Raw genomic sequence first — 13,024 nt, 5'->3', positions numbered from 1 at the left:
ATGAATAATATGAAGGTATCAACTCTGAACGTTGCAGCTATCGGGCTTGGATCGATGGGATTCGGCATCGCAGCCTCAGCCTTACGTGGTGGGCACAAAGTTTGGGGGAAAGATATTAACCCTGAAGTGATGACGCGCTTTGTGCGTGAAGGCGGCCAATCCGGCAGTCTGAGCGATGCGTCTCTTATTTTGGATGTCGTCATTGTCGCTGTTTTGAATGCAGCACAAACTGAGAGTGTCCTGTTTGGCGATCAGGGAATTGTTGAGAAATTGCAGAAAGGTGCCGCTGTCGTATCGTGCGCCACCGTGCCACCTGCTTTTGCAAAAGACATGGCGGCACGTTGCGCCACTTTTGGGGTGCATTATTTGGATGCACCGATTTCTGGTGGATCTGTCAAAGCCGCATCCGGTAAACTGTCTATTATGGCTGCGGGAACGCCAGAAGCATTTGCCGCTACGCAGCTTGTATTAGACGACATTTCCGAAAAGGTTTTCGCACTGGGCAATGAGGCTGGCGCAGGCAGTGCGATGAAAGCGGTCAACCAGCTGCTTGCCGGTGTCCATATTGCTGTCATGGCAGAAGCACTGACTTTCGGCATAACCCAAGGCGTAACACCCGAAAAGTTTGTCGAGGTTATTAGCAAGTGTGCTGGCACTAGCTGGATGTTAGAAAACCGCGCACCGCACATAGTAGCGGGTGACTACACGCCACATAGTTCGGTCAATATTTGGCCAAAGGACCTTGGCATCGTCTTGGACATCGCCAAGGAAGTGCAGTTTGCAGCCCCAATCACAACCGCAGCACTGCAACAGTTTACTGCGGCAGCAGCTATGGGGCTAGGTGGCGATGACGATGCTGCCGTGGCTAAAGTCTATGCCAAAAATGCCGGAATAACATTGCCCGTGTGAAGCATAGGAGAAACTGAAATGACAACTATTTTGGGCTGTATTGCCGATGACTTTACTGGGGCAACGGATTTGGCCGGCCTTTTAGCGCGTAGCGGTGTGCGGGTATCGCTGCGCATCGGTGTGCCATCAGAACCGCCGTCCCACACCAGCCCGTTTGAGGTCATCGCGCTAAAGTCGCGCACGATCTCTGCCGTTGACGCCGTATCTGAAACGCTCGAAGCCTTGGATTGGCTGAAGCGTGCAGGTGCACAGCGGTTTTTCTGGAAATACTGCTCGACCTTCGATAGCACCGATGCGGGCAACATTGGCCCAGTGGCCGAGGCTATCATGGATGATCTTGGCACAGAACAAACTATTTATTGCCCTGCATTTCCCGAAAACGGACGATCTATTTTCATGGGTAACCTGTTTGTTGGGCAGCAACTTTTATCCGAAAGCCCTATGAAAAATCACCCGCTGACGCCAATGTGTGATAGTAATTTGATGCGACTCCTTACACCCCAAGTGACCCGCCCTGTTGGTTTGGCTGATCGGTTGACTGTCGCACAGGGTGCGTCTGCATTGCGGGCAAAGCTGGACACACTCAAGCTCGAAGGTGTGGCGCATGTTGTGGTGGACGCTGTAGCAGATGAGGACTTATCCGTCATTGCTGAGGCTTGTCGCGACATGCCATTGATAACTGGGGGGTCAGCAGTCGCTATGCCGCTCCCCGCACTTTATCTTGCAGATGGAACGCTGTCGGCGGATGCCGTCAAACGCCCATCACCAAAAATAGGTAAAGGCACTATTATTTTATCAGGCAGCTGTTCTGCTATGACCAATATTCAGGTTGCCAATCATATTGAGCTTGGCGCACCCAGCTATCAATTAGACCCATTGAAGATAGCTAAAACAGGGTCAGCTTTAGTGCTTGCTTGGCTTGCAGCCCAGGATTTGACCAAAGCGCCGCTTATCTATGCAACGGCGGATGCAACAAGTGTAAAAGCTGCGCAAGAGGTCTTGGGCATTGCAGCAGCTGGAAATCTGATTGAGCAAACATTGTCTGCCTGCGCAGTAGCCGCACGCGATGCCGGAGCTCGTCGTATCATCGTCGCGGGTGGTGAGACATCAGGCGCCGTAACCAAAGCACTTGGCGTATCACAACTGGACATTGGCGCAGAAATTGCACCAGGAGTGCCTTGGACTTTCTGCGTATCAGGTGAAGTCCAGATCGCGCTAACTCTGAAGTCTGGTAATTTCGGCGCAAAAACTTTTTTTGCTGACGCCCAACAAAAATTGGACACCCTATGATGTCTGAGGCGCATTTACGCGAACAAATCTGTTTGCTCGCAAAATCGATGTTCGACAGAGGACTCACGGGGGGGAGCACAGGTAATATTTCTGCGCGGACGCAAGACGGCGGGCTGCTTGTCAGCCCGACAGGCACAAGCTTTGGCCGCCTTGATCCAGGACGGCTTAGTCGGTTTAATTCCGACGGTAAGCTAATTAGCGGTGATCTACCAACCAAGGAAATGCCGTTGCATGCGGCCTTTTATGACACACGCTCAACTGCTGGGGCGGTTGTGCATCTGCACTCTTGCCACTCTGTTGCCTTGTCGATGATGCCAGAGGTTGATGCTGATAATTTCCTCCCCCCGCTGACGCCTTACGGGATTATGAAATTGGGCAAAGTAAAGTTGCTACCATTTTTCATGCCCGGTGATCCAGCGATGGGTATGGCGGTGCGCGGTTTAGCGGGTAAACGTTCGGCGGTGATGCTCGCCAATCATGGACCTGTCGTCGCGGGCAAAGACATTGAAGCAGCATGCAATGCAATTGAAGAACTTGAAGATACAGCACGCCTTGCAATGATGACCCGTGGGTTGTCGCCGCGCGCTTTGTCATCCGAAGACGTGCTTGCCTTGGTGACTAAATTTAATGTGGAGTGGGACGTTTGAAATTTTCAGCTAATTTAGGGTTTCTGTGGAATGATCGCACATTGCCGGACGCAATTCGAGCGGCCAAAGCCGCAGGCTTTGATGCCGTGGAATGCCACTGGCCATATGATGTCCCTGTCGCTGAAGTCTCAAATGCCTTGGCTGAAACAGATCTTAAAATGTTAGGCTTAAACACCCGTCGGGGCGACGCTGCTGGGGGTGACAACGGATTATCAGCAATCACTGGCCGCGAAATAGAAGCGCGTGCTGCGATTGACGAAGCGATAACCTATGCAGCAGCAATCAGTGCCAAAAGTATTCATGTGATGGCAGGATTTGCCGCCGGCGTTGAGGCGCATGCGACATTTGTAGCAAACTTGAAGTACGCCTGCGAAAATGCAGCACCGCATGGCATCACAATTTTGATTGAACCGCTCAACAAGTATGATGCACCAGGTTACTTTTTGACGACCACGGATCAAGCTGTTCTTATTATTACCGAGGTAGGTGCTGGAAACCTCAAGCTGATGTTTGATTGTTATCACGTCCAACTTATGGAGGTTGATCTTACACACCAGATTGAGCAAAACTTTCAACACATTGGGCATATTCAATTTGCATCAGTGCCTGACCGAGGGCCACCAAATAACGGTGAAATTAACTATAACTATTTGTTCCAAGTCATTACACGCCTTGGATATCAAGCTCCTATTGGAGCTGAATATAAGCCTTTGGGCCTGACCGATCAGAGCCTTGGCTGGATGAAGGCGTGCAGAGCTCACAATACTAATTCAATTACAAATAGTTAGTCGCCTTCATAGTCAGTCAAGCACCCGCGACTTAGGGACCACCACACACAAACTCAACCATTCGATATAAAGTCGAACCAAATTCAGCCCGTCAGAAGTCACTCACCACCAACTTTTCGGCGCTGGATACCGCACAATCTGCGGCCATTTCGCGCCGCAACTCTAGCAAACCGACCGCCGTTCAAAATCGTGCCGATCAATATCAATAGGCAGCTTATCCGGCGTCACCACAACGACACGCTTACATGAACAGCACGTCGCAGTGATGTGTGTCGTTTTATCATGAAACAAACGTGTGTCCAGATCGGCGGGTGATGCGTATCGTCTGCCCATCTTGGGAACAATAAGAGAACACAGAGCAAGGTCAATCGCTGACTATAGGGCAAGGCCCTGCCTTATCGCCACGAATGACAGTACTGCATCCATAACGCTTAAAAATTGACCCAAACTAAAACAAACGGCGGCCCCATTAGCAGCAAGAAGGCTTATCCCCTTTTCTCCGGCGGCACCTGATGTGGTGTGAAGCGGCTTGCCAATCTACATTGTTCTTGTATTGTTCTATCCATGCCAGCCAGATGGAAAAACGACAAACCCATGTCCCGCCCGGCGTTCGACGCTAGGTTTTCTGATGAGGAAGCGTGTTCGCATTATTTGGCGGAACATCGTTGGCCTGAGGGCTTCGTGTGTCCTTCCTGTGGCACCTGCAAGGGCTGGCCGTTAAAGCGAAATCGCGCGACTTGGGAATGTGCCGGTTGCGCACGGCAGACATCCGTGACGGCTGGCACGGTGATGCACAGCAGTCATTTGCCGTTGCGAATTTGGTTTCTTGCCGCGCACATCATCACCAGACATTCCAACGGCATGTCAGCGCTGCAACTTCAGGCGCAACTTGGCCTTGGCAGCTACAAGACGGCGTGGCTCCTCTTGCAAAAGCTGCGGCGGTCGATGGTCAACCCTGACCGCAACCCCCTGAAAGACCTTGTCGAAATCGATGAAACAGAGATGCCGTTCCGGTCCTGGCATGATCCCGAGGACCGGCCAAAGGGTGGGTGGAGCCCGGTCGGAAAGATGTTTGTCGTCTGTGCCGTCGAATTATCAAGTGACGGACATCCGCGCCGTATCAGGATGAAACACATTCCCCCATGCCATAGGCGCATCTTGGACACGACGGCGCGTCGAAGACGCTACACGGGTTCATTGGTCAGGCTGTAGAGCCTGGCGCTCACGTCATCACGGATGGCTGGCTAGGTTACGAAAATCCCCCTGCAAACACGCATGAGGCGAAGGTCGTCAGCGGCAAGAAGGCACATGACATACTCCACTGGGTCCACCGCGTGTTCTCCAACCTGAAAACGTGGGCAAAAGGCGTCTTCCACGGCCTCAGAAAGTGCCATCTGCAACGCTATCTCGACGAATTCGTGTTCCGCTGGAACCGACGGCGACACATGCGAAGCGCCTTCGACACGCTGCTGGGGATCGGTGTTGGTATTGGCCCAGCGACATATCGTGATTTTGTTGAACAGCACGCCTGAAGGCCCTCGTACACGGCAAAAGCCACGCCCTATAAATCCACGAGACGTTCCAAACTGATCCGATCCGCCTCTCAAGCCACAAGGGCGAGGTTCTGCGCCGCGTCAACATGTGGGGCAACCGGACTAAAAGGGATAAGCCTTAGCAGCAAGCATGCAAATGCTGCATGGCAGCATTGCCCAAAAGGGCCATTGTGCAACTGCAGCACAGTCATACATCCTAATCACAAGCGAACTGCAAGAGATGCACAAATAGCTGAAGAAATCGAGTAACGACATGACAACATTAACAGCAACATTCTTTACAGGCACATCACTGAGATCTCGTTTTGAGGCGTTCCGCGATCAGCTGGCTGAAAACGCTTCTAAGCGTAAGGTCTACCTCACGACACTATCCGAACTTGAGCGGACGTCCGCACGTGAACTGCAAGATCTAGGAATTGCGCCATCATCGATCCGCCAGATTGCCCATGAAGCAGCTTACGGCGCTTAAGCTAAATCCCAAAACAAGATCACCGATCCAGCAAAGCTTTTTCGCCTTATCGACATGGTGGACAGCACTAAATGGGCGCAACTAGGATCCGACGTGAAGGGCGATATTTACAAGGGCTTGCTCGAGCGGAACGCCGAAGACACGAAATCGGGTGCAGGCCAATACTTCACCCCTCGCGCCCGAATCAGCGCAATGGTTCAATGCGTTCGCCCTGCCCCTGGTCAAACCATTGCGGACCCTGCTTGTGGGGTAATCCCCCCATTTTCAATGGGGCTCGGCCGTAGAATTCACGCGGCTGTTTTCAGTTTCATTGCGGGTGTTATGCCGCCGATGCCCATGTTGGGTCTCTCATTGTTGTAAGTCCAGAGCCATTCTGTCGCCTGGTTTTGGGCCTCCTCAATCGTTTCAAAGATGTGCTGGCTCAACCATTCGCCGCGAACGGTGCGATTGTATCGCTCGATATAGGCATTCTGTTGAGGTTTGCCTGGCTGGATGTGTTCAAGCCGAACACCGTGCTTTTCAGCCTATGTCATCAAGGTCCCACTGATGTATTCTGGGCCGTAACACCTTCGAAATATCGCTAATTTAAGGCTATGACTGCCTGCGCAGCCCCAAATAACGCAGCAGGTGGTCATAGCCGTGCCTCAGGTCCCTACGGTGGTTTTGTACAAACCATACCGCAAAGGAGACCAACTATGACCGATATCATTATTACACAAACTGCGCCCGTTTTGGTGGCCATCGATATCTCGAAGGCCCGCGACGAAGTTCTCATTGCTATTGCGGACAAGAAGCGCTGCCGTCGTTTGACTGTTCTGAACCAGCTAGACGACTTCAATCGTCTAATCACATCGCTTGCCTGCTACGGCCGCCCTGTCCGTGTAGCTTTTGAAGCAACGGGTAATTATCACCGTGCCTTGGCTTATCATCTTGCCGCAGCAGGTTTTGAGTTGAAGTTGGTGTCATCTGTGGCCCTGGCCAGAACGCGAGAGGCCTTGCACAACAGTTGGGACAAAAACGACCCTAAGGATGCCCAGGTCATTCTTCACATGATGGAGATCGGGAACGAGCAGTTTTATCATGACCCCCTCGTGCGTGGCACTAACGACATCCAAGAGCTTTCCAAAACGCATGACATCGTATCCAAGTCGAAGACCGAGTTGTGGCACCGAGTTGTGGCACCGAGTTTTAACCCATTATCTGCCGCTGTATTTTCCTGAAGCTGATCGTTTCCATCGCAGTTCTCGCAGTTCTCGCAGTGACTGGTTCTTTGCTTTCCTTGAACGTTATCCGTCACCACACTTGATCTCAGCCATGAGCAAGGAGGCATTCATCGCTGACGCTTGGGATGTGGTGGGCCTCAAGGTTGCAAAAGAGCGTTTACTTTCAGATATCTACGAGACTGCCAAAGTATCAGTCGGACTGCCGGTTGCCGCAGATTCCGACGCGATAAGCATGTTCAAAAGGAACGTCAGAGTAGCCCTGCTACAGATCGCCTCGCAGCACACTAAATCAGGTCAAAGGGGGGTGGCCGGATGCCCCGGAACCCCCGGCCGGATCAAATCGGTATGGGTGGCCGGATTGCCCCGGAATACGCAATGCTTTGACAATTTTGGCAGAAGCTGGGGATGTACGGCGCTTTCGTCATCACCGGCAGTTTTTGAAGTTCTGTGGAATGGACCTTGCGACTATGCAATCAGGTACATTCAGAGGGCAAACCAAACTGTCAAAATATGGCAATGCTCGGCTTCGTCGAACGCTTTGGATGGCTGGACAGGTTGCTATTCTGCAGCGCACCAACAGCTTCCGCGACAAGTTCGAGCGCTACATCGCCAAAGACCGTCACAACACCCATTTGCGCCGAAAGGCGTACACCGCAATCGCAGCGAAGATGGCCCGAACCGTTCATGGGATCATCAAGCACGGCGAACCATATCGCCCCTTCTTTGAGGGGTGATCGACAGCAGTAGGACCTTTCTCTGTAAGGGCCGTGGAGGCAGACAACTGACCTCGTAGATAATGTTTAGGCCTTCTGCTCAACGACCCAAAGATCTCGTCTTAAGGACGGTGAGAGCCGCAAAAGCGTACTCTGTGTTTGTTATGGGAGAGACAGTTCGTTGACCAAAATGCCAAACTGAGCAATGCTTCTAACGTGTCGAGACGCCTCGATGCGACAATAACCTGACGCCAATTCAGCTAATCATTCCGCGCATAGGACGTTATCGACACGTATGGTTTGGGGTTTGCCGCGCCACTCGATGATCTGGTTCAGGCTCCGGACGACGCGTTCTGCGGGCAGCGAGAAGTCCACGTCAATGCACAAGCCTTCACGATTGAAGTCATCCAAGACGTTAAGAGTTCGGATTGATCTGCCGTCTGCAAGCTGATCCGCCATGAAATCCCCTCTCATTGATTGCAAATCAATCAACTGCCGGGCAGCGATAGACCAAGTATCGTTTGGCGCATCAGGCACGGCCAGGCGTTCCAGCCAATCTGCAATCTCCTCGTTCTCATCACTCAAGATCGGGCTGTACCAATAGCAGGTCTCGCTGATTTGGAAGGTATGGCAGGCAAGTGCGATACTTGTGCCCCGCTGCATGACTGCATTCATGGCCATCCACTGAACGGCAGTGAATGGCACATTCACCGAGAGGATATCGTCGGCGAGACGGCCTTATCGCTTTTTTCCGAGCGCCTCCTTCAGAAGATCGTCTCGGACAAACTCATCTCAGCATACATCCTCTTGAGACGGCGGCTTTGCTCGGCCATGTCCTTCATCTCGGTGATCAAGGACGCATCCATACCGCCGAACTTGGCACGCCACTTGTAAAAACTGGCGCTGCTCATCCCATGCTCTCGGCACAGATCAGAGACCGGCGTACCGCCCTCTGCCTGCTTCAAAATGCCCATGACCTGTGCGTCGCTAAATCGTGCTGTCTTCATCAAAAATCTCCTCAGATATCTTGCTGAGAAAATTCTACTTTTAAACACCACTAATTTTAGGGGGGATTACCGGGGTAGCAGTGCGCTGTCCAAGACGGATCAGCGCATCAAGGTCACGGGTGACGGTGCCGTCTTCTTCGATAAACAACCACAAGTCCGGGTTGAATGGGGCGAGGCCATGGTCGCGCATCAATGCCGCACCAGTTTCCCCCTGAATTGGTGCAATTCGAATGTCGCCAGACCGATCTAGGCGATGCACTATTTTGGCACCAAACGCACAGAGAGCGCAGGTGCCATCCATGACGGCGATCGGGTAGGTTTGGCCGGTCATTGAAACCCCTTTCTTAATATCCCTGATGTAGATGAAAAACGCCGCACCTGTTAGGGCGGCGCTTCATCTCATGTCTTATTCAAATGAGATTATGCAGCCCAGATCCAAGGACGGGTAAACGCGCCAAGCGCGGCCTTAACCTGATCGTCCGTCGCGTCACCTGATTTCGTCACATGTGCCACGAGGCCGAGCTTTTTGTCTTCCAATACAGCCGTGACCTGTGCGCAAACGCCCGCCTTATCCAGCGCCGCGTTATAGACCCGCGTGATGGCGGACCTGCGCAGATCAGGTTTGAAGATTTTGCCAACGGCAGTTTTTGGCAACTCGTCCATGATTTCCAAGTGTTTCGGGTATGCAGCCCGCTCATGGATGTGCTTTCTGGCATAGGCCATGAGTTCCTCAACCGTGACAGTCGCACCGTCCGTCAGTTCGACAAACACTGCCGGCACTTCACCTGCGTGGGCATCGGGTTGCCCGATTGCGCCCGCAAAAGCGACCTGCGCGTGACCTGCAAGGGCTTCTTCGATTTCGGCGGGATCGATGTTGTGACCGCCACGGATGATCAGGTCTTTGGCGCGGCCGGTGATCCAAAGGTAGCCGTCTTCGTCAAAGCGGCCCAGATCACCCGTGCGCAGATATTGCATGGTATCGCCTAGCGGGGAATCCTCGCCTGGGTAGAACAGGTCCTTGTTCTTGGCGACCTCGGTGTAGGTGTGGCCGTCGTACACGCCGGGGCTGGCGACACAGATTTCGCCAATGTCACCGCTTGGCAGATCGCGCTGGCTGGCTGGGTCGATGATGCGAACGTGGGTGTAGGGAAACGGACAGCCGATTGATCCGACTTTCTTTGCACCCGTTGGCGGGTTGATCGACACCAGACAAGTGGCTTCGGTCAAACCATAACCTTCGCAGATGGTGACACCTGCGGCGGCTTCGAATTTCTTGTAGAGTTCAAGCGGCAGTGGGGCTGAGCCGCAGAATGCCAAACGCAGGGATGAAATATCGGCATTCACCGGACGTTGCATCAGCGCTGACATGGCCGTTGGCACGGTGATCATGAAGGTGACTTTGTGACGTTCGATCAGTTTCCAGAAATTGTCGAACACGCCATCGCCGCGATACCCCTGCGGCGTTGGGAACACGATATGCGCGCCAGAACTGAGCGACGCACCCATGCAGACGATTGTCGCAAAGACGTGAAACAGCGGCAGCGGGCAGATTTGAACGTCCGTTTCTTCGAACAACAGCTTATCGCCAAGCCATGCATTGTAGATGATACCGGAATTGCGGTGCTGCGCGACTTTCGGCATGCCCGTGGTGCCGCCAGTGTGGAAATAGGCCGCGACGCGATCTTCTTTCGGATCGTCGAATGTCAGCTTTGTCGGCTGCTTGGCGACGGATTTGTTGAAATCAATAATTTTGGCGCCATGGTTAACCTTCACCTTTGGACGGATCAACGGCACGATGAATTTCTTAATGCCGGTGATGTATCGCAGCAGGTCAACTTCGACGACAGTTTTGACGTTGGGCGCAAGTTCGACAGCTTCAGCCGCCTTTTGTGCCACATCGGTTTTCGGAAATGCCTTGAGCGTCACCAAGACCTTGGCGTTTGTCTCACGTAGTATTGCGCCGATCTGGTCCGCATCAAGCAAAGGGTTAATCGGGTTAACGATGCCTGCCACCGTACCGCCGAGATAGGTCAGCACAGTTTCCATCGCGTTGGGCAAAAGAAACGCAACTACGTCATCAGACCCGATGCCAAGCTCGCGAAACAGGTTGGCGGTCTGTGCGACTTTGCCTTGCAGCTGCGACCATGTCAGCGTTTCAGCCGGATCATTGCCCCCTGCTGCGAACATCTGGAACGTCACCGCGTTGCGGCTGCCATGTGTTGCGGCGGTCTGGGATAACTGTGCCCAGACGGAATGGGGCAGATTGCGATCCTCCCACACCATTTCGTTTTCGATTGCATTGCGATCGGCCATAGACGCGAAAGTCATGGACGCTCCTCCCCTGTAAATGTGTCCGCCTGATCAGGCAGGTTTTCCCTGATGCCTAAGATGTGGCTAATTGCCGCGCCGCGCAAGACTGACGCTGCGAAAAAGGACCGCCCCAGCGTAATGCTGGAACGACTTCCTGCAAGCAAACACAGGTTTATATCAGGTCTTATCGCCTTGAGGGATCCCCAGATCGATGTGGTGTTTCCCGCGTCGATTGGAAGTATTACCGTATCAACACCTTCCTTGAAGTTACGTTCCAACAAAGGGAAATTATGGTTCCACAGCACCATCGGTGAACTGCAGCCGCGCCAGACGCGCATAAAGCCCGCCTTGAGCGACGAGGGTGTCATGGGTGCCGACGGCAGCGATTTTGCCAGCTTCAAACACGATAATGCGGTCAGCTTTTTTGACGGTCGCAAGACGGTGCGCCACAATCAATGTGGTGCGGTTTTTCGACAGATGATCGACAGCCTGTTGCACGGCGCGTTCGGATTCCGCGTCAAGTGCTGATGTCGCTTCGTCCAGCAGCAGCACAGGCGCGTCGCGCAAGATGGCGCGCGCAATGGCGATGCGTTGCTTCTGCCCGCCCGACAACATGACGCCGCGTTCACCAACATAGCTGTCATAGCCGTCGGGAAGTGCTGTCAGGAATTCGTCCGCAGCAGCAGCTTTGGCGGCAGCTTGCACCTGCGCATCCGTGGCATCGGGGCGACCAAAGCGGATGTTTTCACGCGCCGAAGCGGCAAAGATGACCGGATCCTGTGGCACCAGCGCCATGTGGCGGCGAAAATCGGCGCGATTCAGGTCGCGCAGGTCATCACCGTCCAACGTGATGCGTCCACTAGACGGGTCATAGAACCGCAACAAAAGCTGGATGATCGTCGTCTTGCCAGCACCGGATGGGCCTACAAGCGCCACCGTTTCACCGGGTTCAACGGTAAACGACACGCCGCCCAGCGCCTGCACACCCGGCCGCGCAGGGTACACAAAGCCGACGTCTTCGAACGCGATTTTACCGCGGCGCGTGTCAGGCGTGGCCAAGGCTTTAACTGGATCAGTGACCGCGTCGGCCGTTGTTAACAACTCGACCAGCCGTTCGGTGGCACCGGCGGCACGTTGCAATTCAGACCAAATTTCCGTGAGTGCGGCGACGCTGCCCGCAACCATGATCGTATAGATCATAAACTGCACCAATTCGCCGACAGTAATAATGCCCCCACGCACATCTGCAGCACCCATCCAAAGGAACCCAACAATCGCGCTGAACACTATAAAAATTATGATCGCTGTCAGGATCGCACGGGTGGCGATGCGCTTGCGTGCAGCGATAAAGCTTTGCTCGGTGACACGGTGGAAATTGCCCCGACTCTGGCTTTCGTGGGTGAAGGCCTGCACGGTCTGCGCACTGAGTAATTGTTCAGACGCGTCGCCAGAACTTTGCGCGATCCAGTCTTGGTTTTCTTTGCTCAACCTTCGGACTTTGCGCCCCAGAATGATGATTGGAAAAATGATCAACGGGATCGGCCACAGCACCATCAGCGACATCTTCACCGAGGTGAACAACATCAACCCGATGCCCCCCAACAAGATCAAGACATTGCGCAGTGCCACGGAAACCGAACTCCCGATAACTGACAGGATCAGCGTCGTGTCGGTGGTGATCCGGCTCAGGACCTCGCCGGTCATGATGCGTTCGTAAAACGCAGGGCTCATGCCGATCATGCGATCAAATACGGCGACGCGGATATCAGCCACCACACGTTCACCCAGACCGGTCACAAAGTAATAGCGCAGTGCGGTGCCAATGGCCAAAAGCGCTACAATCCCAAGGGCTGCAGTAAAATACCCATCAAGCAGGCCAGGTTCCGCAATATCAAAATTATCTACAACGCGGCGCACGGCCAACGGCAAGACCAACGACATCATCGCAGTCGACACCAGCGCGGCGCCCGCCAGCGCAATCATCCAGCCATAGGGTTTCATAAATGGCCAAAGGGCTGCCAGCGCCCCGATCTGCTTTGATCCAGCGCGCTCCTCTTGGGCGTTCTTGGGGGCATCAGCCATGGTCTATCCTTTAATGTTACGCCTGACCTAATG

Annotated in this window: 9 protein-coding genes and 4 pseudogenes; 8 read left to right on the top strand and 5 right to left on the bottom strand. The window is 53.5% G+C overall.

All coding sequences use genetic code 11. The features are described from left to right. From ltnD to OAN307_RS31260, 7 genes and pseudogenes are all read left to right on the top strand, one after another. On the top strand, positions 1–909 hold the full coding sequence (gene ltnD / locus OAN307_RS10300) for an L-threonate dehydrogenase (RefSeq protein WP_015499696.1): 909 nt from the start codon (positions 1–3) through the stop codon (positions 907–909). Positions 910–927: 18 nt separating this feature from the next. Continuing rightward, positions 928–2,199: a 3-oxo-tetronate kinase gene (gene otnK / locus OAN307_RS10295; protein WP_015499695.1), complete on the top strand. Its 1,272-nt coding sequence runs from the start codon at positions 928–930 to the stop codon at positions 2,197–2,199. Then, complete coding sequence (gene otnC / locus OAN307_RS10290) at positions 2,196–2,846, top strand: 3-oxo-tetronate 4-phosphate decarboxylase (protein WP_015499694.1); 651 nt, start codon at positions 2,196–2,198, stop codon at positions 2,844–2,846. The genes otnK and otnC overlap by 4 nt, the downstream gene beginning before the upstream one ends. Then, entirely contained in the window at positions 2,843–3,634 is a 792-nt protein-coding gene (locus OAN307_RS10285; protein ID WP_015499693.1) for a hydroxypyruvate isomerase family protein, read from the top strand. Before otnC ends, OAN307_RS10285 begins: the two co-directional genes overlap by 4 nt. Before the next feature lie 564 nt (positions 3,635–4,198). Continuing rightward, positions 4,199–5,166: pseudogene (locus OAN307_RS10280) on the top strand (IS1595 family transposase). A 274-nt stretch (positions 5,167–5,440) separates the two neighbouring features. Beyond that, positions 5,441–5,656 carry a DUF1127 domain-containing protein gene (locus OAN307_RS27465; RefSeq protein ID WP_015499692.1) on the top strand — a complete coding sequence of 72 codons (216 nt, stop codon included), beginning with the start codon at positions 5,441–5,443 and terminating at the stop codon, positions 5,654–5,656. A gap of 54 nt (positions 5,657–5,710) precedes the next feature. Continuing rightward, the gene (locus OAN307_RS31260) at positions 5,711–6,016 is read left to right on the top strand and encodes an N-6 DNA methylase (RefSeq protein ID WP_044043544.1); all 306 of its coding nucleotides are present in this window, start codon (positions 5,711–5,713) and stop codon (positions 6,014–6,016) included. On the opposite strand, the pseudogene OAN307_RS26205 reads toward OAN307_RS31260, so the two are convergent. After that, a pseudogene (locus tag OAN307_RS26205) lies at positions 5,944–6,216 on the bottom strand (transposase); the annotation flags it as partial. The gene OAN307_RS31260 and the pseudogene OAN307_RS26205 overlap by 73 nt on opposite strands. A 135-nt stretch (positions 6,217–6,351) precedes the next feature. Between OAN307_RS26205 and OAN307_RS31255 the strand changes: the two are divergent. Continuing rightward, positions 6,352–7,672 (top strand): annotated as a pseudogene (locus tag OAN307_RS31255) (IS110 family transposase). 202 nt (positions 7,673–7,874) lie between these two features. Here OAN307_RS31255 and OAN307_RS26200 read toward each other — a convergent pair. The 4 genes and pseudogenes from OAN307_RS26200 to OAN307_RS10230 form a co-directional block, all read right to left on the bottom strand. Then, positions 7,875–8,599 (bottom strand): annotated as a pseudogene (locus OAN307_RS26200) (transposase); the annotation flags it as partial. A gap of 40 nt (positions 8,600–8,639) precedes the next feature. Further along, positions 8,640–8,930 (bottom strand): DCC1-like thiol-disulfide oxidoreductase family protein, encoded by a 291-nt coding sequence (locus tag OAN307_RS10245; RefSeq protein ID WP_015499687.1) that lies wholly within the window; start codon positions 8,928–8,930, stop codon positions 8,640–8,642. 89 nt (positions 8,931–9,019) lie between these two features. After that, a complete protein-coding gene (locus tag OAN307_RS10240) occupies positions 9,020–10,927 on the bottom strand; it encodes an acyl-CoA synthetase (protein ID WP_015499686.1) in 1,908 nt (635 codons plus the stop codon). A 270-nt stretch (positions 10,928–11,197) separates the two neighbouring features. Further along, positions 11,198–12,991 (bottom strand): ABC transporter transmembrane domain-containing protein, encoded by a 1,794-nt coding sequence (locus OAN307_RS10230; protein WP_015499685.1) that lies wholly within the window; start codon positions 12,989–12,991, stop codon positions 11,198–11,200. Positions 12,992–13,024 lie beyond the last annotated feature (33 nt).

It is taken from the genome of Octadecabacter antarcticus 307, from assembly GCF_000155675.2.
Taxonomy (GTDB): Bacteria; Pseudomonadota; Alphaproteobacteria; order Rhodobacterales; family Rhodobacteraceae; genus Octadecabacter; species Octadecabacter antarcticus.
Note: the sequence above shows the minus strand (reverse complement) of the source record. Positions and strands in the feature narration are given on the sequence as shown.